Annotated in this window: 28 protein-coding genes and 1 pseudogene; 13 read left to right on the forward strand and 16 right to left on the reverse strand. The window is 63.0% G+C overall.

Annotation, left to right across the window (positions count from 1 at the left end):
* From AWB70_RS32865 to AWB70_RS32880, 4 genes are all read left to right on the forward strand, one after another.
* The coding region (locus AWB70_RS32865; protein ID WP_143281732.1) for a hypothetical protein at positions 1-93 on the forward strand (93 nt) is incomplete at its 5' end.
* 134 nt (positions 94-227) lie between these two features.
* A complete protein-coding gene (phbB, locus tag AWB70_RS32870; protein WP_014252898.1) occupies positions 228-971 on the forward strand; it encodes an acetoacetyl-CoA reductase in 744 nt (247 codons plus the stop codon).
* A gap of 131 nt (positions 972-1,102) precedes the next feature.
* Positions 1,103-1,321: a hypothetical protein gene (locus AWB70_RS32875; RefSeq protein ID WP_014252897.1), complete on the forward strand. Its 219-nt coding sequence runs from the start codon at positions 1,103-1,105 to the stop codon at positions 1,319-1,321.
* Positions 1,322-1,489: 168 nt separating this feature from the next.
* Positions 1,490-1,825: a hypothetical protein gene (locus tag AWB70_RS32880; protein ID WP_050878630.1), complete on the forward strand. Its 336-nt coding sequence runs from the start codon at positions 1,490-1,492 to the stop codon at positions 1,823-1,825.
* Here the strand turns inward: AWB70_RS32880 and AWB70_RS32885 are convergent.
* The 5 genes from AWB70_RS32885 to AWB70_RS32905 all read right to left on the reverse strand — a co-directional run bounded on the left by AWB70_RS32885 (position 1,791) and on the right by AWB70_RS32905 (position 6,914).
* On the reverse strand, positions 1,791-2,420 hold the full coding sequence (locus AWB70_RS32885) for an isochorismatase family protein (protein ID WP_053571737.1): 630 nt from the start codon (positions 2,418-2,420) through the stop codon (positions 1,791-1,793). The two genes, AWB70_RS32880 and AWB70_RS32885, sit on opposite strands and share 35 nt — an antisense overlap.
* The gene (locus tag AWB70_RS32890; RefSeq protein WP_053571736.1) at positions 2,417-3,457 is read right to left on the reverse strand and encodes a 2,5-dihydroxypyridine 5,6-dioxygenase NicX family protein; all 1,041 of its coding nucleotides are present in this window, start codon (positions 3,455-3,457) and stop codon (positions 2,417-2,419) included. The genes AWB70_RS32885 and AWB70_RS32890 overlap by 4 nt, the downstream gene beginning before the upstream one ends.
* Before the next feature lie 18 nt (positions 3,458-3,475).
* Complete coding sequence (locus tag AWB70_RS32895) at positions 3,476-4,294, reverse strand: alpha/beta fold hydrolase (protein ID WP_053571735.1); 819 nt, start codon at positions 4,292-4,294, stop codon at positions 3,476-3,478.
* 636 nt (positions 4,295-4,930) lie between these two features.
* Positions 4,931-5,686 (reverse strand): maleate cis-trans isomerase family protein, encoded by a 756-nt coding sequence (locus tag AWB70_RS32900; protein ID WP_053571734.1) that lies wholly within the window; start codon positions 5,684-5,686, stop codon positions 4,931-4,933.
* Position 5,687: 1 nt separating this feature from the next.
* Positions 5,688-6,914, reverse strand: coding sequence for an FAD-dependent monooxygenase (locus AWB70_RS32905; RefSeq protein ID WP_053571733.1), 1,227 nt, complete (start codon positions 6,912-6,914; stop codon positions 5,688-5,690).
* A gap of 148 nt (positions 6,915-7,062) precedes the next feature.
* On the opposite strand from AWB70_RS32905, the gene AWB70_RS32910 reads away from it, so the two are divergent.
* The gene (locus AWB70_RS32910; protein ID WP_235024401.1) at positions 7,063-7,680 is read left to right on the forward strand and encodes a dioxygenase family protein; all 618 of its coding nucleotides are present in this window, start codon (positions 7,063-7,065) and stop codon (positions 7,678-7,680) included.
* A 19-nt stretch (positions 7,681-7,699) separates the two neighbouring features.
* Here AWB70_RS32910 and AWB70_RS32915 read toward each other — a convergent pair whose 3' ends face one another.
* Positions 7,700-7,918, reverse strand: coding sequence for a hypothetical protein (locus AWB70_RS32915; protein ID WP_053571732.1), 219 nt, complete (start codon positions 7,916-7,918; stop codon positions 7,700-7,702).
* A gap of 77 nt (positions 7,919-7,995) precedes the next feature.
* Between AWB70_RS32915 and AWB70_RS32920 the strand changes: the two genes are divergently transcribed.
* Positions 7,996-8,538 (forward strand): SRPBCC family protein, encoded by a 543-nt coding sequence (locus AWB70_RS32920; protein WP_053571731.1) that lies wholly within the window; start codon positions 7,996-7,998, stop codon positions 8,536-8,538.
* Here AWB70_RS32920 and AWB70_RS32925 read toward each other — a convergent pair.
* From AWB70_RS32925 to AWB70_RS32950, 6 genes are all read right to left on the reverse strand, one after another.
* Positions 8,535-8,780, reverse strand: a complete 246-nt coding sequence (locus tag AWB70_RS32925; RefSeq protein WP_014252887.1) for a hypothetical protein — start codon at positions 8,778-8,780, stop codon at positions 8,535-8,537. The two genes, AWB70_RS32920 and AWB70_RS32925, sit on opposite strands and share 4 nt — an antisense overlap.
* Positions 8,781-8,906: 126 nt before the next feature.
* Entirely contained in the window at positions 8,907-9,095 is a 189-nt protein-coding gene (locus AWB70_RS32930) for a hypothetical protein (RefSeq protein WP_053571730.1), read from the reverse strand.
* Between the two features lie 143 nt (positions 9,096-9,238).
* Positions 9,239-9,964, reverse strand: a complete 726-nt coding sequence (locus tag AWB70_RS32935; RefSeq protein WP_053571729.1) for a GGDEF domain-containing protein — start codon at positions 9,962-9,964, stop codon at positions 9,239-9,241.
* 1 nt (position 9,965) lies between these two features.
* Positions 9,966-10,361, reverse strand: coding sequence for a DUF1987 domain-containing protein (locus tag AWB70_RS32940; protein ID WP_053571728.1), 396 nt, complete (start codon positions 10,359-10,361; stop codon positions 9,966-9,968).
* Positions 10,362-10,378: 17 nt separating this feature from the next.
* Positions 10,379-10,942: a SiaB family protein kinase gene (locus AWB70_RS32945; RefSeq protein ID WP_014252884.1), complete on the reverse strand. Its 564-nt coding sequence runs from the start codon at positions 10,940-10,942 to the stop codon at positions 10,379-10,381.
* 9 nt (positions 10,943-10,951) lie between these two features.
* Positions 10,952-12,067, reverse strand: a complete 1,116-nt coding sequence (locus tag AWB70_RS32950; protein WP_053572128.1) for a SpoIIE family protein phosphatase — start codon at positions 12,065-12,067, stop codon at positions 10,952-10,954.
* Positions 12,068-12,533: 466 nt separating this feature from the next.
* On the opposite strand from AWB70_RS32950, the gene AWB70_RS32955 reads away from it, so the two are divergent.
* Positions 12,534-14,384 carry a sulfatase-like hydrolase/transferase gene (locus AWB70_RS32955; protein ID WP_053571727.1) on the forward strand — a complete coding sequence of 617 codons (1,851 nt, stop codon included), beginning with the start codon at positions 12,534-12,536 and terminating at the stop codon, positions 14,382-14,384.
* A 49-nt stretch (positions 14,385-14,433) separates the two neighbouring features.
* Here the strand turns inward: AWB70_RS32955 and AWB70_RS32960 are convergent, their stop codons facing one another.
* Positions 14,434-16,107 (reverse strand): cation acetate symporter, encoded by a 1,674-nt coding sequence (locus AWB70_RS32960; protein WP_053571726.1) that lies wholly within the window; start codon positions 16,105-16,107, stop codon positions 14,434-14,436.
* Positions 16,104-16,409 (reverse strand): DUF485 domain-containing protein, encoded by a 306-nt coding sequence (locus AWB70_RS32965; protein ID WP_014252880.1) that lies wholly within the window; start codon positions 16,407-16,409, stop codon positions 16,104-16,106. Before AWB70_RS32965 ends, AWB70_RS32960 begins: the two co-directional genes overlap by 4 nt.
* Before the next feature lie 367 nt (positions 16,410-16,776).
* On the opposite strand from AWB70_RS32965, the gene AWB70_RS32970 reads away from it, so the two are divergent.
* Positions 16,777-17,208 (forward strand): ferredoxin reductase domain-containing protein, encoded by a 432-nt coding sequence (locus AWB70_RS32970; protein ID WP_235024402.1) that lies wholly within the window; start codon positions 16,777-16,779, stop codon positions 17,206-17,208.
* Here AWB70_RS32970 and AWB70_RS32975 read toward each other — a convergent pair whose 3' ends face one another.
* Positions 17,209-17,742 carry a GNAT family N-acetyltransferase gene (locus AWB70_RS32975; RefSeq protein ID WP_235024403.1) on the reverse strand — a complete coding sequence of 178 codons (534 nt, stop codon included), beginning with the start codon at positions 17,740-17,742 and terminating at the stop codon, positions 17,209-17,211.
* A 23-nt stretch (positions 17,743-17,765) separates the two neighbouring features.
* Positions 17,766-18,626, reverse strand: coding sequence for an alpha/beta hydrolase (locus AWB70_RS32980; protein ID WP_053572127.1), 861 nt, complete (start codon positions 18,624-18,626; stop codon positions 17,766-17,768).
* 140 nt (positions 18,627-18,766) lie between these two features.
* Here AWB70_RS32980 and AWB70_RS32985 point away from each other — a divergent pair, with 140 nt between their 5' ends.
* The 5 genes and pseudogenes from AWB70_RS32985 (at position 18,767) to AWB70_RS33005 (ending at position 24,573) form a co-directional block, all read left to right on the forward strand.
* The gene (locus AWB70_RS32985) at positions 18,767-20,158 is read left to right on the forward strand and encodes a hypothetical protein (protein ID WP_053571724.1); all 1,392 of its coding nucleotides are present in this window, start codon (positions 18,767-18,769) and stop codon (positions 20,156-20,158) included.
* A 400-nt stretch (positions 20,159-20,558) separates the two neighbouring features.
* Positions 20,559-21,800, forward strand: a complete 1,242-nt coding sequence (locus AWB70_RS32990; RefSeq protein WP_053571723.1) for a glycosyltransferase family 4 protein — start codon at positions 20,559-20,561, stop codon at positions 21,798-21,800.
* 40 nt (positions 21,801-21,840) lie between these two features.
* Positions 21,841-22,542 (forward strand): annotated as a pseudogene (locus tag AWB70_RS32995) (GNAT family N-acetyltransferase); the annotation flags it as partial.
* Positions 22,543-22,699: 157 nt separating this feature from the next.
* Positions 22,700-23,761, forward strand: coding sequence for an ABC transporter substrate-binding protein (locus AWB70_RS33000; RefSeq protein ID WP_053571721.1), 1,062 nt, complete (start codon positions 22,700-22,702; stop codon positions 23,759-23,761).
* The gene (locus tag AWB70_RS33005) at positions 23,758-24,573 is read left to right on the forward strand and encodes an ABC transporter ATP-binding protein (protein ID WP_053571720.1); all 816 of its coding nucleotides are present in this window, start codon (positions 23,758-23,760) and stop codon (positions 24,571-24,573) included. Before AWB70_RS33000 ends, AWB70_RS33005 begins: the two co-directional genes overlap by 4 nt.

The raw sequence follows: 24,573 nt of genomic DNA on the forward strand, positions 1-24,573 counted from the left end.
CACGAAATGCAGAAGCGCGACGCGAAGAAGGGCCTGGCGTCGCTGTGCATCGGCGGCGGCATGGGTGTCGCGCTGGCACTCGAGCGTCCGTAACGAAAGCAGTACGCCGGCGCGGCGCAAATACGGCTCGACGCGACATCAAAACATAACGAGCGTCGAGGCAACATGGCAGCGCCGGTGGCATTCCGAGCTTCATTAACCTGAGAGAAACAACGAGGAGTATCAGCATGACTAAGCGAATCGCAGTGGTGACGGGCGGCATGGGCGGACTGGGCGAAGCGATCAGCATGAAGCTGCACGACGCCGGTTACGCGGTCGTCGTGACGCATTCGCCGGGCAACGCGAAAGCCGGCGAATGGCTCGCGGAACTGGACCGCAAGGGCTACAACTTCCGCGCGTATGCCGTGGACGTCGCCGATTACGATTCCGCACAGCACTGCGTGGCGAAAATTCGCGCCGAAGTCGGCCCGATTGATATCCTCGTGAACAACGCCGGCATCACGCAGGACACGACCTTCAAGAAGATGACCAAGGTGAACTGGGACGCCGTGCTGCGCACGAATCTCGACTCGGTCTTCAACATGACGAAGCCCGTGTGCGAAGAAATGGTGTCGCGCGGCTGGGGCCGCATCATCAACATTTCGTCGGTGAACGGCTCGAAAGGTCAGATCGGCCAGACGAACTACGCGGCGGCAAAGGCCGGCATGCACGGTTTCACGAAATCGCTCGCGCTCGAAGTGGCGAAGAAGGGGGTGACGGTGAACACGATCTCGCCGGGATACCTCGCGACCAAGATGGTGACGGCGATTCCGCAGGAGATCCTCGACACGAAGATCATTCCGCAGATTCCGGCAGGCCGTCTCGGCAAGCCCGAGGAAGTCGCGGCGCTCGTCGCGTTCCTGTGCTCCGAAGATGCGGGCTTCGTCACCGGCTCGAACATCGCGATCAACGGCGGCCAGCACATGTGCTGACGCTGGCGTAACGTCGCGCGGGCGCGGGTGAACCGTCGCCCGCGTGCGCCGAGCCTGACGCGCGGGACATCGCGCTCCCGCGTATCGATCCAATCCTCATTCGACATATCGCTTTCCAGACGGACCGTGCCATGAACAACCTCGGCGCAGGCACACATTTCTATAGCATCCGCCACCTCGACTCGGCGATCGAACATTTCGAACAAGTGCTGAGCCTCGAAGGCGCGAATTCGCTCTTCTCCAAGACCTACTGGCGCGGACGCGTCGTGCAGGCACTCTCCACGCCCGGCCTCGCACCGGCGCAGCATTCGCGCTTGCAGCGCCTCCTGGACCGCATCGCGCAGGCCTGAGCGGGAACACCGGAACACCCATGCGGTCGATCGTGACATGGCGCGCAGCATAGCCTCGCCGCCGCCCGAAACGGACCCGAAACACAGCGCCTTTCCTCTGATCCGTGAAGGATTTTGCTGGCGCTTGTACTATTCGGCCGTATCTCGAAATATTCACGGTTCACACGCATGTTCGAATTCCTACGATCATTCTTTTCCCTGCGGCGCGCGCCCGTTGCGTTCGCGTTCGCATCGTCCGTGTTGCTTGCAGCGTGCGGCACGACCAATGGCGTCACGGCCGGCGCGCAGCCCGACACCTACACCGTCACCGGCAAGGCGACCGGCACACGCATGTCGTGGGTGACTGCGCGCAACGCGGCGATGGACGCCGCCAACGACTACTGCAAGCAGCGCTCGCAACGTGTCGCGGTCCGGTCCGAAGCGACGCGCGGCGTGCGCTCGCTCGAAGAACAGACGTCGACGGTGTCCTTCAGTTGCGTGTCGGAGAACGACGCGCGCGGCTGAGCACTTCATCCGACGGAATCACTGCGGCGTACTTCTGCGCCATATCGAAGAGGCTCGCGTCGTGCGGTCCGAGCGCGCGATCGCCGACGCAATCGGACGCCACGACAGGCCGGAAACCGTACTGCATCGCATCGACGACACTCGCGCGCACACATCCGCTCGTCACCGCGCCCGCGACGACGAGCGTCTGCACGCCGCGCATCGCGAGCCACGCCGCGAGCGGTGTGCCGAAGAACGCCGATGGCACGTTCTTGCGCACGACGAGCTCGCCCTGTTCCGGCGCGAGCTGCGGCACGGTCGCGCTGCTGTGCGCGTGTTCCTTCAGCGTGAGCATGCCCGGAACTTTCAGCGAGAAGATGTTCGCGTCGGCGTCGTCGTCGGCATAGACGATGCGGCTGTGCGCGACCGGCCACCTCGACGCGCGCGCGGCGCGCAGCAGCGGCACCGTGCATTCGATCGCCTCCGCGATATTGCCGCCGCCGAACACGTCCGGATCGGCGAAACCGTTCACGAAATCGACGATGAGAAGTCCGATCCGGCCTTCGATATCGAGCGCGTTGCCAAAGCCCTGGCGCGTGTAGATTGCTTCGTTCATGGTGTGGCCTCGATGGTTTTGCCTTCGCGCACGACGTCCACGCCGTCGAGCGAAACGGTGCAGCGACGCAAGGGAATGTCGATGTGGCATGCCGTCGTGCGCGTGCCGCCGCCTTCGTTGTTCGGTCCGAGCGAGAACAGGAAGTTGCCGTCGAAGGCGCGCGCGTCCATGCCGAGCGTGGCTTCGCGATCGTAGAGACCGAGCGTCGACCAGTGCGCGCGCTTTTGCAGACCCCAGCCGATATGCGAGATCGCGAACGCTTCGGGATCGTCGAAGGACAGCATGTATTCGCGCAGCAGATCGGCATCGACGCCGCCTTCGATCTCGCGCGCATAGCCGCTTTCGACGCGCAGCACGATCGGCTCCGCGCAATAGCTTTTCTGCGGCAAAAGGATGTCGCCGCGATCGATCACGATGCGGCCGTTCGCGCCGCCTTCGTTCGGGAACGTGAGGGCGAACCCGCTTGGCCAGTGATCCCAGCGGCCGGGTTCATCGACGAAACCGTATTCGGAAATCGCGGGAAACTCGCCGAGCGGGCAACGCAGATCCGTGCCGGCGCGCGATGTCACGCGCATCTCGCGCGCGCCCTGAACACGCTGGGCGGCGGCGAGCACGCGCGCTTTATCGTCGAGTGTCGGTGTCATGCGCACGAGCACTTCGGGCGGCTCGACGGCGAGCAGGATCTTTGTGCCCGAGGCCAGGATCTCGTGCTGCTCGGGCGAGAAGAGCAGGGTCATCAGATCGAGCACGAGATCGCTCGCCTTCAACGCGGCGATGGCCGCGCGGTTGCCGGTGAGCGGCGTTTCGCCGAGATAGGCGAGGGCGTCGCGGGAGAGCGCGCGTTCGCCGTTGACGGGCGGCAGGTCGAGCCGGTTGACGATCGCGCCCATCGACTGCGTCGCGATCAGCGCGCACGCGAGCGTCTGCGGATGCGTGGCCGCGCCCGTGAGTACGGTGACGGTCTGGCCGGGTTCGAGGCGCGAGAGCGTGAGCACCGTTTTCCAGGCTTCGACCAGTTGATAGTCGCTGATAGGCATGTTGGTTCGCGTCGGTAATCAGTTGAGCGGTGCGCCGAAGAACGAACCGAGCGCGCGATAGAAGCCTGCTTCGTCGTCCCACGGAATCATGTGGCCTGCGCCGGGCACTTTGACGACTTCGAGTTGCGGCATCAGATCGCGCATTTCGGCGATATCTTCATCGCGGATCACGTCGCCGCGGCCTGCTGCCATCAGCAACGCGGGTTGCCGGACGTGCGGCATGTCGGCGTGAATGTCGTCGGTATGGAAGCCTTCGAAGCTCGTGCGGATCGCGCGTTCGTCGCAGGTGTGCAGCCATTGCGCGCGCAGTTGCAATTGCGCGTCGGTCCAGGTGGGGCAGAAGCGGCGCATGCCTTCCTTGTCGATGCCTTTGCGCGCGAGCGCGATCGAATCGATGTACCACGCGAGTTGCGCGGGATAGGCGCGGCGGTTTGGACCCGACATGGGCGGGTCGATGAGCGCGATTCGCGCGATGGATTGCGTTTGCCGCGCGGCGCGGATGGCGATGCGGGCGCCCATCGAGTGGCCCAGGATGCTGGCTTTCTTTATGCCGATGGCTTCGATGAATGCGATGACATCGGCGGCTTGTGCGTCGAGGCTGTAGTCGAGGGTGTCCGATGCTTCGGATAGGCCGCGGCCGCGGACATCGAGTACGTAAGTGTCGAATTGCTGGCTCAGGGTTTGGGCTACAAAGCCCCAGGTTATGGCTGGGCTGGTTATGCCCGGGATTAGCACGATGGGATCGTGGAGGCGGTTGTTTTCTCCATAGCGGAGGTAGTGGTGGCGGATGCCGTTGGCGTTGATGTTTGCTGCGTAGGGTTGGTGGGGTGATTGCATCGGCCTTCCTTTTGTTTGTGTGGAATCCTGAATTGTTGTCGGTTTATTAGCACTGCCCCTCCCCGGGGCGGGGGTAACTTTCTTTGCTGCTGCAAAGAAAGTCACCAAAGAAAGCAGCTTTCTCACCGCCCGCGGTCACACGCAGTTTGGCCACTCTTCTCCTCGGGGAACGGTCCTCGCCTAAAGAGTGCCCTCATAGGCCCAATCGGGCTTGGATCGCGCACGGTCCGTCACATCGCGCCGCTTAATGTACGGGTACAGCCATTTCAAGTTCCAGCCCGCTTCGCGGCCGATGGGTTAATCGGGTATGCGGGTGCATTCGTGTTCGCTGGTTTCCCTTGCATACCCCACGGCAGCGCGTAGCGCTGTGCCGAAGCTATTTCGTGCTGAACCAGCTCCCTTTGAGTACTAGCTTGTCAGACCGTGCGCGATCCAAGTCCAGTGCGGCAATGAGAACACTCGCTACTCTGGGTTCCATTCAGCCAATCGCCTGTGCCGCGGCCGGCGTGAAGTGCTTAGGCTGGGGATAGCTGCTTTCTTTGCCTACTTTCTTTGCAGCAGCAAAGAAAGTAGGTGCCGCCCCGCACAGGGGCAGTGCTAATAGACCGACGCGAAACCAAGCTCCACAAAAAAAACCTAAAAAACCCCCGACAACAACGCCCCCGCCCCCGGCACAACACACCGAAGATCCAACTCCCGCAACATCGCAAACGTAGTAGCAACAGCAGCAGTCAAAACCGGCTTCCCGGTCAAAGCCTCGACCATCGCCACAACGGGCAAGGAGGGCATCTGCACGCAGGCAGAAAGCACGATCACATCCGCCTCGTGATACTTGAGCGACCGCACGATCGCAGGCAACAACCGCGGATCATGCCGCGCAACATCGAGATTATCGGGAATCTCCAACGCACGAAAATCGACAACCTCAAACCCTTCACTAGAAATGTAATCAACGACAAGCTCAGTCAGCGGCTTCATATAAGGCGCCACCACCACGACGCGCTTCGCGTTCATCACTTTCAGCGCATCGATCAAAGCGCCCGCACTGGTCACGACCGGCGCAGCGCCGCCATTCGCCGCGGTATGCCGCGTCAATCGCTCCTGCGACACACGGTGATAACCACGCCCCATCGCCATGATCGCAACGAGGCACGCGTAACCGAGCACATCGACGCGCGCATCGGAAAGCTCGAGCGCGCATCGGTCGGACTCGGCATCCATCGCCGCAAGCTCCTCCTTCACGACCTTCTTCATGCGCATGCGGCTCGAATGAAACGTGAAACGCTCCGGCTCGATGGCTTGCCGCGCCATCAACATCGCGGGAATCTCGGTTTCCATCGTCGTGTTCGAACTCGGGACGATCTGCCCGATGCGATAAATCCTGCCCGTCATATCAAACCTCCAGGGAAACGTTGGACACCGCCGCGCGCGGCGCGAAATCGGTCGCGTTGTACGCATAGACCCAGTTGGCCTGGATGCCCGAAGCCTGCGGATTCAGATACGACTTGAACTTGTAGATGAGATCGCGCTTTCTCTGCGCGAACGCGCTCGGCAAGTGATACGTCTTGCCACGCTCGCGCGATTCGAGCTGCACACGGCTCGTGCGCGGCAAGCGCTCGGCTTCGTAATCGCGCAACGCACTCGCGATATCTCCGCCATGCGCGCCCAGCGAACGCGCGAGCACGTAGCCATCCTCGATCGCCATCGCCGCGCCTTGCGAGAGAAACGGCAACATCGGATGCGCGGCATCGCCGAGCAGCGTGACGTTGCCGCGCGACCAGGTGCGCATGGGATCGCGGTCGAACAAGCCCCATTTGAAGACCGAATCCGCGCGCTCGAACAGTCGCTGCAGATTCGGATGCCAGCCCTCGAACGTCGCGAGCAGTTCATCGCGGCTGCTTTTCGCATTCCACGATTCCTCGACCCAGCTTTGCGTCTCCGCCACCGCGACGATATTCACCGCCGCGCCGCCGCGCACGTAATACGTGACGACATGCGCATGCGGCCCGAGCCAGAACGACGAATCCGGACTGACGAACGCCGGCATCTCGTCGAAGGGCACGACCGCGCGAAAGCACATGTTGCCGGTGAAGCGCGGCGCCTCCTCGCCGAACAACGTCGTGCGCACGATGGAGCGCACGCCGTCCGCACCGACGATCAGATCCGCCTCGAACTCGCTGCCGTCGTCGAACACGGCGACAGCCGAGCCCGCTTCCTGCCGCACGTCGATGCAGCTCGTCGAAAGACGCGCGGCGCCGGCGGGGACGAGCGTCGTCAGAATGCGATGCAGGTCCGCGCGATGCACGTGATAAAACGGCGCGCCATACAGCGCCTGGCATTCCGATGCGAGCGGGATGCGGAAGTTCTCGCGCGCCGTCTCCCAGTTGCGCCCGACGATCGCCTGCGGCACGAACGCGGCTTCGCGCAATGCCTCGCCGGCGCCCAGGGCGTTCAGCACCTTCACCGCATTGGGCGTCATCTGAATGCCCGCGCCGACATCGCCGAACACGCTCGCGCGCTCGAAAAGACGCACCTCGATGCCTTGCCGCGCAAGCGCGCCCGTCAATGCCACGCCGCCGATTCCGCCGCCGATCACGCCGACGCGAAGTGTTCTGCTCATGATCTCGTCCCTTCCGAAAGTAAAGCCGTGTGGATTCGGAACATATATTATATGGCCGTATAAATAAATGCAACGGCGGATCGCGGCGCGGGCATTCCGGCTTACCATATCGAGACGCAGTTCGGACGAGCGGAAGCAAGGAGCGGCCATGATGCGGATACGAAGTGCAAGCCCGGGACGGCGCGATTTTCTCCGCAAGTCCTGCGCGGTGCCGTCGACGTTGCTGCTGCTGGCCTTCGGGCGCGCGAATGGCGCGGAGGCCAACGCCATGCCGCCGACACCCGCGTGCATCGACGGACACGAACCGACGCGGCGTCAGACGGCTGGCCCGTTCTTTCTGCCGAACTCGCCGCAGCGCGTATCGCTGCTGGAGCCGGGCATTGGCGGAACGAAGATTGTCCTGAGCGGACGCGTGTGGTCGTCAGGATGCAAGGCGGTGGCGGGCGCCATGCTCGATTTCTGGCACGCCGACGACGCCGGCGACTACGACGTCGACGGGTTCCGGCTGCGCGGGCATCAATTCGCGGACAGCGAGGGACGCTATCGGCTGGAAACCATCGTGCCGGGGCCTTATCCGGGCCGCACGCGCCACTTTCATGTCACGGTGCAGCCGCCCAACGGGGCGGTCCTGACCACGCAACTGTATTTTCCCGGCGAGCAGCGCAATGCGCGCGACGGGCTGTTCGATCGCCGCTTGCTGATGACGATCGACGAGGGCGGCGACCTGAAGGCCGCGCGCTTCGATTTCGTGCTCGCGCGGGCTTAGCGCGGGCGGCGTTGCGGCTTCAGTGCCGGTTGGCATCGCACCATTTGAGCGCCCATTGCCGGGCGGCTTCGACTGCATCGGCGTCGCTGCGATAGTCGCCGATGTCGCCGGACCATTTCACTTCGCTGGGCGTGTCGTCCTCCGAAAGTCGCCGGAAGATTTTCGCGCGGGCGTAGTAATGCCCGCCTTCCTCGAGACAGGATGCGTCGATGCGAAACTGCTGGTACTCGAATTCCATGATCCTCTCCAGTTTCATCCGCGAGTCGTAGTCTGCGTAGAATCGAATGGTCCTGCCCTTTGCGGAGCCCGACGATCATGACGACACGCGCGCGGTGGCTCTTCGTGGTCCTGGCGGCGGGGATTGTCGTCGTGGCCGTGCTCTTCGTTCCGTTGCCGCGCGGCACGTTGCCGGATACGCGAATCGTGAGCGTCGTCGTGATCCAGCGCGCGCCCGCGGCCGTGTTCGAATTCGTCACGACGCCGGCGCACTGGCCGCAATGGCATCCCTCGTCATTATCGGTTCAAGGAGAGACCGGTCATTCGCTCGGCGTGGGCGAGCAGGTCGTCGAAGAGTTCCGCGTGGCGAGCCGACGCGGGCGCGTCGTATGGACGGTCAGCGCCAGAACCTATCCCGCGAGATGGTCGATCGACGGCGTGATCGACGGGCGCCCCGCCGGCACCGTCACGTACACGCTCGCGCCGGAAGCGAACGGAACACGCTTCGTCCGCGAATTCACCTATCGCGCGTCTTCGCTGTGGTTCGCGCTCTTGAACCAGATTGCGCTGAAGGGCGCGATCCAGTCCGAATCGGACGAGGCGGTGACGCGCTTGAAGCGTCTGCTCGAGACCGGACCCTAATGCTCCTGCGCGTACGGATCGGATCGTTGAAACGGCGCGGCGGGGAGGGGGCGATCGTCGACGAAGGCCATCCCTGAGCGGATCGCGAACTGCACGGCCGCGGCCCGGCTCGCGAAGATGCCAAGGTTGCCCAGCGAGTTGACCTCGCCCTCTTTCCGCCGAACGATCACGCGCGCGACAAACGCGTTCCCGATCCGCACCGCGGACGGATGCACAGCGGCTCCATGATGGTAGAAAAGCATGACGGTATCGGATGCATCTCGGACACTTACGACTTTAGTCCGACGCAGGCGAGTCGCAAGGCCTTTTACGATTTGCACGTAACTGCTTCGTCGCGCGTGCCGGGAGGCTCGCGCAAGGCTCTCGTGTCAGGAGTTGCGTGAAGAACGCGCACGCGCGTTCGCTCTCGCCAGCTCACGTGCGCGCAGGTGTTCCGGCGAGCGCTTCGCGCCCAGGATCTTCGCCGGGCGCGGCAGGAAGATATCCAGCACCGCCACCAAAGCGAGCGATACGACAGCGACAAATACCAGCGTGCCGATGAATTCGAGGAAAGACATGTGCGTGGTCCGGTCGGAGAGGCGTTGCGTGGAACAATCTGCCGGACTTGAGTATGCGCAGCGCGCGCCAGAATCAATGCCGCAAGAAGCCGCCGAAACAGCCGTCTGTTCGACGCTTGAGCGCAGCGGCGGATCGAGAAACGCTATCGGTCGGCGAATTCCACGCGGTTGCGTCCGCCTCGCTTGGCGCGATACAGCGCCGCATCGGCCAGGCCATACGCCGCGTCGAAGCCGGTTCCGGCTACGTTGTTGCTGACGCCGAAGCTGGCCGTGATGCTTCGATCGACCGGCGGCACGACCAGCGATTCGGCGATGGCTTCCCGCATGCGTTCGGCGAGCAGTGCTGCGCTCGCCGGATCATGGCCCGGCAGCATCACCGTGAACTCCTCGCCGCCCACGCGCCCGATGAAGCCCCGTTCGCCGACGATGCGCCGCAGGCAATCGACGACGCCGAGAATGACCGCATCCCCCGTCGGATGGCCGAAGTCGTCGTTGATGCGCTTGAACTCGTCGATGTCGAGGACAATCATCGCCGCGTTCGTGCTGCGCAGCGTCTTGCTGGCCCGCTCGATGACCGCGCTGCGGTTCAGCACGCCCGTCAGCGCATCGTGCGACGCCCGATGCGCCAGTTGATGCGCAAGCGCCTGCATCTCGCGTTCGGCCCGGTCGCTGCGGCCGATCAGCCGCCGTGTTTCGCGCATGAGACGCTCGAAATGATCGATGAGCTCCCCCAGCGAATGACGATAGTGCGCGGCGTTCGCGTCGGCGCTCGCGTGCATGGCGCGCGCCTTGCGCAGCGCCGCGCTCTCGTTCTCGAACAGATCCGGCGCGGCGTCCGGCCCTACGTCTCGGGAGAATGTCGAAGGCACTTTACCGTCCCTGATGAGCGACAGGACGATCCGTGAACTCGATGGCGTCGAAATCGGCTTTCAGTTCCTCGCCGAATTCCGCGATGGTCTCGTCTTCCTCGTCGTGATACCAGTTCAAGAGCACGCGGCTGCCCGACTGCGCCGCCTCGTCGAGCGCGTCGAAGATGCTGAAGAGCATCTTGGTGCTGGAGCTGTTGAAGTACGTCAAAGCGACGTCGATGGTGATGACCGCGCCCGCGCTGCCTTCGAGATACTTGCGCAACTGCTCGATGACGGGCGCGTAAAACGCCGCCGCATTCTCGGGATACGACTCGCCCTTGATCAGCAGCGCATGTTCGTCGAAGCGAAAATCGACCTCAGGCGATGTCGTCGTGGCGGCAATGTGAAGGTTATCCATGATTCGTGCCTTCCTGCTTAGATGATGGCCATGAGGCAAAACAGCGTGGTGGCGGGTTCGTCCGCACGCGGATGAAAAGCGAATTCGAGCGGCGCGCTCGCATCGCGCGCCATCGTCAGAAAGCCGAGGCCCGCGCCCTTGCTGTCCTCCGGCGCGTCGGCGCGCAACGAGTGCTTGTACGCCTGCCTGATTTCTTCGAGCGACATGTTGCGCAGCGGTTCGAGCTTGTTGCGCAGGCTCTCGACTTCGGAAGTCGCCATGGGATTGACGCACAGCATGACGTGACGCTCGCCATCCTTCGAGATGCACACGGCGCCTTCGCGTATGGCGCCGGACCCCTCGCCGCCGGGCTGTAACGCATTCGACGAGTAATGAACGATGTTCTGCGACAGTTCGACGAACGACGAAAAGAGCTTGCGCCGCGTGGGGCCGCTCACGCCGGCGACTTCGAGTTGCAGTTTCACGACCTCGCCCATCGCCGCGACGATGTTGTTCGAGAAATAGCCCTTGTGATAGAAGAGCACGTTGCGTCGCTGCGCCAGATCGAAAAAGGCGCTGTCTTGATCGAGTAGTTGAGGCATGTGAGGTGACTAGATACGGGCACAAAAGAACGTGACGTCATCGCGGCGCGGCTGCACGCTTTGCCACTCGGCGAGCGTCAGCCGGAGCCGCTCGCAGATCGTCGAGGCGGCTTCCGCGCGATGCTCGCGAATCACGTCGAGCGCGCGGCGGCGGCCGAAGGAAATGCTGCGCGGGCCGCCGATCTGATCGGTCAGCCCGTCGGTGCAAATGAAGATCAGGCTGCCCGGCGGCAGCGCCACCGTGTGCAGGTTCCACGTGTAGTCCGCGCGGCTGTCGATATAACCCACGCCCATGCGATCGGCCGCGATGGTGTCGAACTGCTCCGCGCCGGGCAAAAGGACATGCAGCGCGATTCGTGCGCCGGCGAAATGCAACGCATTCTCCGACGCATCGAACCAGAAGAACGCGGTGTCCAGACCGTCGTTGGACTGAGGGCCGCCCGCCGCATTGTTCACCTGGCCCAGCAGGCCCTTGACGTTGCGATTGACGGCCGCAAGCAGCGCGGCCGGATCGCGCGGACCCATCTGTTCGAGCGCCTTCGAGAGCGACGCCGAAGCAAGCAAGGTCATGAACGCGCCGGGCACGCCGTGGCCCGTGCAATCGGCGAGCGCGCCGAACCAGCCCTGTGCGAAAGCGGCGAAATGATAGAAGTCGCCGCCGACCACGTCGCGCGGCTCCCAGACCATCGCGGCGCCCTGCAGCCGCGCCGAGAGGGTTTCGTCGGAAGCGCGCAGCATTGCACGCTGAATCACGCTGGCGTACTCGATGCTCTGCATGATCTGGCGGTTCTTCTCCGCCTGCATCTCGGCCACGGCGCCCACGAGTTCGAGGCCGCTGCCTACGCCGGAGAAGCGTCCGTCGCGCGTCACGATGAAACCATCGACGAGCGCCTTCTCGCCCGCCTCCACCGTTCTGAATGCGAGCGATTCGATGCTCACGTCCGCATCCACGATCAGCGGCTCCTTGTCCATGAATGCGATGCAGCTTTTCTTGTCGTAGAGTTCGCGATGAAACGGCTTGCTCATTTCCGACATGAAGATATCGCGATTGATGAGACCGATGGGTCGAAGTCCTTCGATGACCGCGAGGCTGCCCATGTCGCGACGCGCCGAGAAGAGCTCCATCACCAACGAGTTGGAATCTTCCGCATCGACGAACGGCACCTCCTGGCACAGGTCTGCCGCGGTACGTAGATCTCTTTGACCGGGGGAACGGCGGAAACGCGAAAAAGCTGGCTGCATGGCGACGCGGGTCGAGGTATGAAGAAACAGAGGAAGCTAAGGTTTCTGTATGTACCTTTTGTGACAACGCGCACTTCACTTCGCTATCCGATGCGAAAACGACGAACACATAGGATCGCAAACGTTTGCTCGTTTCCAGGCGACGTCGGTGGCTATTCGACCGACATGCCGTGAAATGAATTGAATCTCGACTCGTTCCTGGTTTCGCCTATCCTTAGTTTGGCTTTCGCGACAGGCCTTCCAATAAAAAAAACGACCGGTCGATGGTTTTGACCGGCTCAACCGCCGATGTCGAAAAAGCCGCAATTTAAAAAGAGTCCCCCACTCAATTTACTTAGGATAGCAAATCATGGACAGACGAGCGTTCATCAAGAAGACATCGGCGGTCGGCGCGGCGCTGGCAGCACCTCATGTCACGGCGCAAGGCGCCGAGAGCGGCAAACCCAATATCCTTTTCATCCTTCTCGACGAAATGCGGTTTCCCCGGGTCTTTCCGGACGGCATCACCGATGTGCGCGGTTTTCTCAAGACGTATATGCCGAACACGTTCGACCTCTGGCGCAAGGGCGTCAAGTTCTCGGGGCACTACACTGCAGCCTCCGCATGCAGCCCGGCGCGCGCGACGCTCGTCACGGGTCTTTATACGCATCAGAACTGGCTGCTCACGACGATCCTCGATTCGCCCGATACACGCGTCTCGATACAGCCTGTGCTCAACCGTGCTTTTCCGACTTACGGCAAGATCCTTCAGTCGCTCGGTTATGTCACGCCATACATCGGCAAATGGCATTTGTCGATCGTGCATAAAGGCCAGCGCCCGCTGTCGCTCTATGGCTTCGAGGGCATGACGTATCCCGACCCGACCGGCAGCAACCTGCAAGGCACGATCGGCGATCCGGGCGACGGTTATCTCAGCGACACGAATATCGCGGCGCAGGCGGTCCATTACCTTCAGCAACGCAAGCCGGGCGATACGCCCTGGTGCCTCACGGTGGGCTTCATCAATCCGCACGACAAGGAGTTCTTTCCCGCGGGCACGGAGTTCAAGCGTTTTACCGCGCTGTTCGGCTCGAATCGATACAACCCGAACGGCTATAGCCAGTGGATCGATTACACCGCCGGGCCGCCAGCCTATAACTGGGAATTCAATCCGCTGCGCAATCCGCCGCCGCTCAGCTATCCGTCGACTGCGCCGAACTGGGAATCCGGTTCGACACTCGCCGCGAACAAGCCGCCGATGCAAACCTTCAACCGCACGATTCAGGAAGCCGTATGGGGCGGCGTGCAGGACACGCGCGACGCGGGCTTCGAAATCTCGGCCTATCCGGCTACGCCGGGCTATCCGCCGCCGGCCGAGACGAAAGGCATCGCCAAGGCGCCGTTTCACTACTGGAAGCGCGGTCTCGATTCCTATACGCAGATCATGTCGATCGTGGACGAGAAAATCGGCGAGGTCGTCGGGGCGTTGCCGCCTGCCGTCGCGAAGAAGACCATCGTCGTGCTCACGTCGGATCATGGCGACTACGCGGGCGCTCACGGGCTGATTTCGGGCAAGACCGGAACGTGTTACGAGGAGGCGTTCAACGTGCCCCTGATCGTGGTCGATCCGACAGGGCAGTACAACGGCGATATCGACACCGTTCGCAGCGGGCTGACTTCATCGGTCGATCTCTTGCCGATGTTCGCCACCATCGGCAATGGCGGCGATCGAAGCTGGCTGACCGGAGACTATGCGCAGCTCTACGGCAGCCGCCACGATCTGATGCCGATGTTGAAGAGCGCCGCCGCGCCGGGCCGCCCGTATGTGGTGTTCGCGTCGGATGAAACCGTGCCGGAGTCGCTGAACTTCAATCAGTCGGCCTCGCACATCATCGGCGTGAGAACCGATCAGGGCAAGCTCGGCACGTATTCGCACTGGGCGCCGCAGACCACGACGATCACCGGCAAAAGCGATCTCGAATACTACGATTACGCGACCGAGCGCGGTCAGCTCGAACTCGATAACCGCGAACAGGCTCCGGCGGCGCGCGCGCTGTACCGGCAACTCATGCAGGACATTCTGCCGAACGAACTGCAGGCGCCATTGCCGGGCAATCTGGTGGCCGTGCAGAACCTCGCGCAGTCGCGGTATCTCGAGTACGTGGAGTTGATCAACAGCGGCGGCAACTTCGAACTGCCGTTCAGGATCGGGGATATCTGAGCGTCCGTCCGGGCCGCGTGACGGCCCGGACGTTCACGCCGTTACCGCATCAGTGCTTGTTGGTCGCGCGCGCCGCGCCGATGCCGGTCATCGAGCGGATGAACTGGCCGACGTAAAGCTGCTGCTCGCGCTGACCGCGTGCCGACGTGTCGAGCACCGAGAACAGCCACGCGGATGCGAACGCCAGCGTCATCGAGAAGAGGGCGGGGTTCGCATACGGGAAGATCGCGTGATCGTGCTTGAGGATCTGCACCCAGACGGTCGGGCCGAGCACGAGCAGCACGATCGCCGACAGCAAGCCGGTGAGACTGCCCGCCACCGCGCCGCGCGTCGTGAGTCCCTTCCAGAACATCGAGAGGAACAAGACCGGGAAGTTCGCCGATGCCGCGATCGCCAGCACGAGGCCGGACAGGAACGCGATGTTCTGATGCTCGAAGATGAGGCCGAGCAGAATCGCCAGCACGCCGATGACGAGCGTGGCGATCTTCGAGACGCGAATTTCCTTCGCTTCGCTGACGTCGCCCTTGCGGAAGGCATTCGCGTACAGATCGTGAGACACCGCGGACGCACCCGAGAGCGCGAGGCCCGCGACCACCGCGAGCACGGTTGCGAACGCCACCGCCGAGATGAAGCCGAGGAACAGGTTGCCGCCCACCGCGCCCGCGAGGTGCACGGCGACCATGTTGCTGCCGCCGATGATCTTGCCCGCCGTGTCGTGGAAATCACCGTTCGTGCCGACGATCACGATTGCGCCGAAGCCGAGCAGCAGAATCAGCAGATAGAAGTAGCCGATGAAACCCGTCGCGTAGAGCACCGACTTGCGCGCCTCTTTCGCGTTGGCGACGGTGAAGAAGCGCATCAGGATGTGCGGCAGACCGGCCGTGCCGAACATCATGCCGACGGCGAGCGAGACCGCATCCACTGGATTCGACACGAGCCCGCCCGGCGCCATGATCGACTGGCCTTTCGCGTGCGCATTGACCGCGCCCGAGAACAGCGCTTCGAGATTGAAGCCGAAATAGGCGAGCACCATGAAGGCCATGAAGGTCGCACCGCCGAGCAGCAGCGCCGCCTTGATGATCTGCACCCACGTCGTGGCCAGCATGCCGCCGAACATCACGTACAGCACCATCAGGCAGCCCACCAGCATGACTGCCGACAGATAGCTCGTCCCGAAGAGAAGCTGGATGAGCTTGCCCGCGCCCACCATCTGTGCGACGAGGTACATGATCGCCACCGTCAGCGTGCCGCACGCGGCGACGATGCGCACTGGGCGTTGCGCGAGCCGGTACGAAACGACATCGGCGAAGGTGTACTTGCCGAGATTGCGCAGCCGTTCGGCAATGAGAAAGAGGATGATCGGCCAGCCCGCGACGACGCCGAGCGCGTAGATCATGCCGTCGTAGCCCTTGTCGAAGATCATCGCGGAGATGCCGAGAAACGACGCCGCCGAAACCATGTCGCCCGCGATCGCGAGTCCGTTCTGAAAGCCCGTGAGCCCGCCGCCGGCCGCGTAGAAATCGGAGGCGGAGCGGGTGCGCTTCGCGGCCCAGCGCGTGATGCCGAGCGTCAGGAGCACGAAGACGAAGAACATCGAGATCGCGCTCCAGTTGAGCGGGCGCGCGCTGACCGGGCCTTGCAGCGCTTCGGCGGCGAAGGCGGGCTGGACCGTCAGGGCGAACGTCGCGAGCGCGGCGGAAATCGTCGGAAATGACTTCTTCATGCGTGCTGCTCCTTCAGGGATTCGTTCAGCGCGTCGACCGAGCCGTTGGCCTTCAGGACGTAGACGGCGGTCAGTGCAATGGCGAGCAGGATGAACGCGACGGCCACGGGAATGCCCAGCGTCACGGTGCCCGCGCCGATGCGCAGCGCGAGCGTCGAAGGAGAAAACGCGAGGAGGAGTACGAAGCTGAAATAGGCCGTCAACATGACGGCGGTGAGCGTCCAGGCGAGCCGCGTCTTGGTCGCGACGAGGCGTCTGAAGTCGGGATGTAGGCGAATCTGCTCCAACTGCTGCTCGTCCATGCATTTGTCTCCGAAAAAGATGGATGGTCGCGACGAATGTCTCGTCCGGTCGCCAGGGCTCGCGGGCGCTGGTCTTGTCGACGAGCAGCCATTCTATTAATAAACCGACCGGGCGGTATGTTTATTTTGAGATGAGTCTGAGCGGAATTTGATTCCAAAACGCGCCTTCGTGAGCGTTCTGTTTTTAAGCAATCGCCAAAAAGAGCGCTTTCGACGCCGGGTTTATCGGCGGGACGATATGACTGATATGCGGCATCGGTCCTTGCCCGCGATTTCCGTCCACCCTAATCTCGACCCATGCCCAACGCCGATTCGTTCATCGAATCATCTTTCGATTGCACAAGAGGCTCGATTCATCGGAGAAGACATGCGCGACAACCTGAATCCCAACACGCTATTCACCACGCTGAACAGCACGCGGGCGATGTCCGATCGCAGCGCGCGCGCCATTCTTTTCGCGGGCGGGACGGGCGCGGCGTCGATCGTCGGAATTGCGAGGCGGCTTGCGTTGGCGGGACAACGATTCGAACTGCATAACTTCGCGCGATCCGGCGAGCATGCGCCGTTGCACGATGAAATCGACGCGCTTCGCAGTCACGGAGCGGTCTATCACTACTTCGACCTGCCGCACGAGCTTTACGCCGAGAAAAGCGCGCATGCCATGAGTCCGGCGCGCGCGAATACGCAGGTTTATTGCAGCGGTCCGCCCGCGTTCACCGATCTCATCGCGCGTCAGGCGCGCGAATGGGTCTATGCATCGAACGTGCACACGATAGCGCAGGGCGACCGCGCCGCCTGATCAGCGCGAGTGCGTGAGGTATAGGCACATGTTCAGATCGTCGTCGGGCGCGTCGTCCGCGAAGATCGAACTGGCTTCGCGGTCTATCTCCTCGAAGCCGAATGACCGATAAAGCCGGATGGCGACGTCGTTGGCCGCCGCGACCGCCAGATGCACCTGCGTCACATCCGGCATGTTCTTAGCGAAGCCGATGGCATTTTCGAGCAGCATCCTGCTCACGCCCATGCCACGATGGCCCGGCGCGACATACATGCCCCACACGTACGCCTTGTGCCGTTGCTGCGGGAAAGGATCGCGCCGCACGCCCACGATGCCGGCCAGCCGGTCTTCCGCGAACGCGCCGAAGACCGCCTGATTCCCCGTGTGCGCTATCCGTGCGGCGACGTCATCGAGCGAGCGGTTCTTTTCGTCCTCGTAAGTCGACGCGAACGAAGCGGGCGATAGCGTCAGCGCCGAAAGCCTCAACGATTGGAACGACCACGCGTCTTCAGGGGTTAGCGCACGAACGAGCATGAAAGAAGGGGCGACGGGCACGAGACCTCATTATATGAGCCCGTTCAGCGCGCGCCGTGCGCAGCGATGAAAGCGACGACATCGGCGACCACCGGCGCGGCGGCGGACTGCTTCGCCGAAAACGCTTCGACGATCGTGTCGTGCCCGTAACCCGCATAGCTTTTCAGTTCGACGGTGTCGTGATGCGCGCGCAACGCGTCCGCGAAACGCACGCTGTTGCGCGGATCGACATCGGTATCCGCGGTGCCGGCGGCGAGCAGCATCGGCGGTTCGTCGCCGGTAATGCACGCGATCGGCAACGCACGCGGGCGCAACGCCGCCGGAAAGATCTCGTCCATGTGCGGGTCGGTGGTCTGAAAGGCGGCGTAGGGGCCCGCGAGGCCGATCATGCCCGCCAGCGCCTGCTTCGACATGCCCTGCGCGGCCAGATAGCGCGGATCGGTCGCGAGCATCGCGGCGATGTGCGCGCCGGACGAATGCCCCATCACGAAGATGCGCCGCGGATCGCCGCCGAATTCTTGCGCATGAAGGCGCGCCCAGCGCACGGCGGCGGCGGGGTCATCGAGAAAGCCGGGGAAAACGGTGTCCGGATAGATGCGGTAATCCGGCGCGATGGTCACGATGCCACGCGCCGCGAGCGCCTGCGCGACGCCGCGCGCATCCGAGCGATGACCGCTTTGCCAGCCGCCGCCATAGAAATACACGACGACCGGACGATTCGCCGCGCCATGCGAGGCGGGCGCGTAGACGTCGAGCCGTTGACGGCGCAACGCGCCATAGGCGACGCCATCGGCGAGTTCGCCTTCGTGCTCTTCCTCGCGCTTGCGCTCGCGCGATGCGAACACGCCTGCCGTTCCGACGAGGCACGCGGCCGCCGTCAGGTAAATGAATCGTCTTCTTGCCATCACACGCATGTTGCTATCGGCCAATTCTTTTTGCCAAATGATTAGACGACACGCTAATGTCGATGTCCGTACGGAAGCCATCGTTACGGGCGATCCGCCGTCATCCATACGAAAACGAATACGAACGACAGGAAAACGTAATGTCGCCCACGCCGACGCCCCGGCTGCTCGTCGAAACGCTGCGCGCCGTCGCGCGACGCTATCGGCTGCCGCCGCTCGATGCGATCGTATCCCGGATGCAGGACGCGAATCCATCGACGGCGCTCGCGCTCGCGATCGAAGAGGCTCGCAAGGCAATCGAAAGCGGCGTCGCGCCCGATGCGGCCGCGAAGCGCCGCTTCATCGAAGCGCTCGCGCACATGATTCGCGACGCGATGCGCCCGGATGCAGGCGATCCGGCGTTTCAGGCTGTGGTGCTTCGCCAACAGGCAGCGCAGGTGCGCGAGTATGCGGCGTTGTCGGAGCAGGCCGCGCAGGATCGTCGAGCGGTTCGCGCGGCCATCGTCGCGATCGCGCATCCGCGCAAACAGACGCGCATGCAGTCGGGCGCGCGACGCGAAGCGCTTGCGCGCCTCTTCGATGCGCCATCCACTGTATCGGCATCCGAACTTCGCGACACGATCCATTGCATCTCGGCCATGCCAGAAATTGCAAGCGATGTGTCATTGCTGCACGCTTTGACGCAGTTGCGCGACAGCGCTGCGCTGGGACGCCTGCTGCATGCCGAGAAACTGGAGTCGGATGAAGACGTGCGGCGGTATCGGTCGTTGCGGGATCGAAACGGGCCTCGCTCTGGCAGCGCGGCAGCCGTGGCGGATGGCGTCACGGCGCAGCGGCGCGGCGCAGACTCTGAGGCATCGGCTGAACGCGCCTTGAAAGCGCTGGCGCAATGCCTCGACGAAGCGGACGGAAAACCGGCCGCATACCGTGTCGTGACGTCGATGCGCGTGCCCGCTTCGCTCGCCGCCGGCCACGCGCGCGCGAAAACCGAATGGGATGCGGTGCTTCTACGCCGCGCGGGCACGCACGACGCGAAACCTTCCTGGGATGTGTGCCTGCTGGTCGAAGCCAAGGCTTCCGCCGATGCCGCAACGACCGACTTCGCACGCTTGCTGCGCGGACTGCGCCTGTTGTCTCGCGCCAACGAAAACGCCTGTTACGCATTCGAGACGCGCGAAGGCACGGTGCAGGTTCGCGGCGCGTCGCTGAGCGCGCTACGCACCGACGAAGCCGCGCTGGAACAGACAGTGCTCTACTGCTGCGACGCCTCCGACGCCGCCGCTTTGCGTCTGCTCGGCGCGGCGGGCCGCATGCGTCTCATGACCGCGCCGGCAAGCCTGGACTATGCCAGCAGACTCGCGGACCCGCAGGATCTCGAACCGGTGTGGGACGCATTGCTGGCGTCGCCTCAATGGGCGGCGACACTCGGCCAATACCCGGCGCTACGCCTGGTGCGCGAGTTGATGGTTCATCCAGACGACTTGCTGGAAGCCGTGAATGACGCTGCAAAAAGAATTGGTCATACAGAATAAAGCACCGCGCCCCGAAGCATTGTGCGCTAACCAACACACAGAACTTATTTGAAGTTATCGCACGTTTGACTCCATTTTTGACCGATACAAGCGATACGCTTGTTTCAATTTTCAGTGTCGCCATAACATCGCTGAACGTGGTTCAATCAACTGTGCGATGAAAAGTGCAGTACTTAAATAGTTAGTCGCTCAGACGGTCGTCAAGTATGAGGATTGCTTCCATCGCTCTGGCTTTCCAAGGCTATCGTAGCGTTCTAGACTGATAAGCGATCAACGCACATCGCTGGAGCGCGTACCTTCATGCGTTTTTTCAACGAGCCGTCGTAGCAGCCGACTGTCACGCCCCAGTCGCGCCGCTTTGGAGACAATAGCAAGGGGCGCGGCATCAAACGGGGAATTCGTGAAGATACTCATAGCGAACACACTCTACTTTCCGGATGAACCCGGAGGGGCCGAGGTATCGACGCGATTGCTCGCGGAAGGGCTGGTCAAGGCGGGCATGGACGTGTGCGTGGTCTGCGCGACCGGCACCGGAGTCGATCGCGTGGAGGAAATGAATGGCGTGAAGATTCACCGTCTGCGTTCGGTGAATCTGTATTGGCCGCATCAGCGGCAGAAGCGCGGTCGCGTCGCGAAGCTCATCTGGCATGCCATCGACGTGCATAACGTGATGATGTCGCGCAAGCTCCATAGCATCATCGAGAGCGAAAAGCCGGACGTCATCAGCACGAGCAATCTGTCGTGCCTGTCCATCGATATCTGGCGTCTCGCGAACCAGGCCGGCGTGCCGATCGTGCATACCGTGCGCGACTATTATCTGATGTGCCCCAACGCGCTCATGTACACGCGCGGCAAACCGTGCACGCGTCAGTGCGGCGTCTGTTCGGTGTATGCGATTCCGAAGCGGGCGGCGTCTTCGCGCGTGTCGGTCGCCGTCGGCGTGAGCCGTTTCGCGCTGCAGAAGCATCTGGATAGCGGCTACTTCCAGCAGGCGGCGCACACGGCCGTCATCCATAACTGCGCCGAGCCATACGAAGGCTCCGCGGTGTCGCCGCGCACGCGCCGGTACGAAGGCGGTCCCGTGCGGCTCGGCGTGCTCGGGCGCGTGTCGCAGGAGAAAGGTCTCGAACTCCTGCTCGAACAACTGCTCGCCGACAATACGCTGCAGTGGACGCTCGCCGTCGGCGGCGCGGGCGATGCGGCTTATCTGCGCGCCCTCAAGGCGAAATACGACGATCCGCGCGTCGAGTATCTGGGCCGGGTCAAGTCCGACGAGTTCTACGGCATGATCGACGTGCTCGTGGTGCCGTCGATCTGGAACGAGCCGTTCGGACGCGTGACGGTGGAAGCCTATTCGCACGGCGTGCCTGTCGTGGCCGCGGACACCGGCGGCATTCCCGAAGTCATCGAGCCGCGCACGAATCTCGTGTTCGAGATGGCGCGGCCCGAGACGATCATCGGCAAGCTGCATGAAGCGGTGGCGCTGCTCGGCGATCCGGGCGTGCATCAGCGCTTGCGCGACTACGCCGCGCGCTTCAATCGCGATGCGATGGTCGCGTCCTATCTCGCGTTGTATGAGAGCGTGCTCAACGATCGGCAATCGAGCGTCCTGTATGCTAGATCGCGCGGTTATACGGTCTGATGCCGCGACGCCCCTCTCACGCAACCGGAGTCCGTGACGCATGACGAGAACCAACGAATATCAGCAGGCCGTCGGGGAACCGGTGGCCGATTGGACCGCGCGCGAGCGGCCCGCGCGCATCGGCATCGACGGCACGCATTGCCGCCTCGAACCGCTCGACGCAGCGCGTCACGCGGCCGATCTCTTCGATGCCTATGGCAAGGCGTCCGACGGCAGCGACTGGACTTATCTCTTCGTCGGGCCCTTCACCGATTTCGACGCCTTTCGCGACTATCTGACGAAGGCCGCGGCGTCCGCCGATCCGCTGCATTACACCGTCATCGATACGAAGAGCGGCAAGGCGGTCGGCACGCTTGCGCTGATGCGCATCGAGCCGGCGCATGGCGTCATCGAAGTGGGAAGCGTCACGTTCTCGCCCTTGCTCAAGCAAACGCGCATCTCGACGGAAGCGCAGTATCTGCTGATGCGCTACGCGTTCGACCAGCTCGGCTACCGGCGCTACGAATGGAAGTGCGATAGCCTGAATGCGCCCTCGCGCAAGACGGCGCTGCGGCTCGGCTTCGAATTCGAAGGCATCTTCAGGCAAGCGATCGTCTACAAGGGACGCAATCGCGATACGGCGTGGTACGCGATCATCGATAAAGACTGGCCGCGCATCCGGAGCGCATTCGAGCGCTGGCTCGCCGACGATAACTTCGATACGAACGGCAAGCAGCGCGCGTCGCTCGCGGCGTTGCGCAATAAGATCGGCAATTGAAATGCTTTTTACTTTTCAGCGCGTCAGCTAAGCACTTTTCCTTCGTTTGATCGCCCCAAAGCTGGCGTGAGAATGATGAGCGCATGGCGCTGCCCGCACGGCAGCGCCGGATCAATCAACGTTCCGCTCATCATTCGATCTCATGAAGGCGTCTACCGCATATCGTTTCTACGCCGCCTGCGCGGCCGCCGCAACGCTCGTTCTGCTGGGCGGCTGCAAGCCGCATGAAGCGCCGGCCGAGACTTCCGCGACGCAAGCCTCGCCTCGCGCGCAGCAGGAAGTGACGTACTTCAAGTATCCCGACAACCCCGCGTTCGATCTCGTCTATCTCGCCGACAAGCTCGGCTATTTCGAAGGCACGAGCACGCGGCCGAAGTACGTCGGCAAGATCTCCGCGCCGCAGATCATTCCGCTCGTCGGCACCGGCGAGATCGATTTCGGCACGCGCATGGTGCCGCTCGTCATCTCGGCCATCGCGAGCGGCGCGGATATCAAGGTGATCTCGGCGGGCGGCGAGACCCTGCCCGACGCGCCGCATATGAAGTACTTCACACGCAAGGACTCGGGCATTCGCGCGCCGAAGGACTTCGAAGGCAAGACGGTTGCGTTCAACAGCTTCGGTGCGTGCGCGGAGTTCGTCACGAAGAAGTATCTGTCGCAGCATGGCGTCGATGTGTCGAAGGTCAACTGGCTCGTCGTGCCGGATAACCAGTCGCAGCAGGCGCTCGTCACGAAGAACGTGGATATCGCCATCATTCATCCGCCGTTTTCCGGCGCGGCCGAAGCCGATGCGCAACTGCACAAGCTCTGGAGCGACTGGGACGAAGACCACGGGCTCGGCGGCATGGCGCCGTACAGCGTGAACGGCGCGTTCGCGCGCGCGCATCCGCAGGCGGTCAAGGATTTCGTCACGGCTATCGCGCGCGCGGGCAACTGGGTCAACGCGCATCCGGACGAAGCGCGCCAGTTGACGGCGGAGCGGCTTGGCATCGACGTGAAGCTGGTCGAGCGGTATGCCTACGTGAAGGATCTCGTCGTGACCGAGCCGCCGATCCAGTACTACATCGACATACTGGAACAGGCGGGCAAGATTCCGAAGGGCAAGGTCGCGGTTCAGGACGTCTACACGAACGACTACAACGTGTTTGCCGCGAAGCAGGCGACGGCGAGCGCCGCCGCGCCCGCGAAGGCGAATCCGTCATGAGCGTGCGAGAGAAGATCGTCGCGCGGGATCTGTCGCTCACCTATGTCAACGAATCGACGGAATCGAGCCAGACGGTGCTCGAAGGCTTCGATCTGAGCGTGCGCGAAGGCGAATTTCTCGCGGTGCTCGGCCCGAGCGGCTGCGGCAAGTCGACCTTTCTCAATCTGCTCGCGGGCCTGACGCCGCCGACATCCGGCACGCTCACGGTCGATGGCGAACCGGTGAGCGCCGCGCGCCGCAAGCTCGGCTTCGTGTTTCAGGGCTATGCGCTGTTTCCGTGGCGCACGGTGCGCAAGAACGTCGAGACCGGTCTCGAAATTCGCGGCGTGAAGCGCGCGCAGCGGCGCAGCGAGGCCGAACGTTTCCTGCGTCTCGTCGGCCTGCTCGATTTCGCCGATCACTATCCGCATCAGTTGTCGGGCGGCATGCGCCAGCGCGTGGCCATCGCGCGCGTGCTCGCCTACGGTCCCGAAATCCTGCTGATGGACGAGCCTTTCGGCGCACTCGATGCGCAAACGCGCGAGTTGCTGCAGCAGGAATTGCTCGGCATCTGGGAGCAGAGCGCGAAGACGGTCGTGTTCGTCACCCATAGCATCGACGAGGCGATCTTTCTCGCGGATCGCGTCGCGGTCGTGGGGCGCAGGCCGGGCCGCGTGAAGGAGATCATCGAGGTCGATCTGCCGCGTCCGCGTCCCGCATCGATACGGCACGACGCCGCGTTCGTCGCCTTGCGGCAGCGCGCGTGGGCGAGCCTGAGCTCGGAGCTGGGCGCATCGCGCGAAGACATCGCCGAATCACTGACAGGAGCGTGA

The organism is Caballeronia cordobensis (assembly GCF_001544575.2).
Classification (GTDB): domain Bacteria; phylum Pseudomonadota; class Gammaproteobacteria; order Burkholderiales; family Burkholderiaceae; genus Caballeronia; species Caballeronia cordobensis.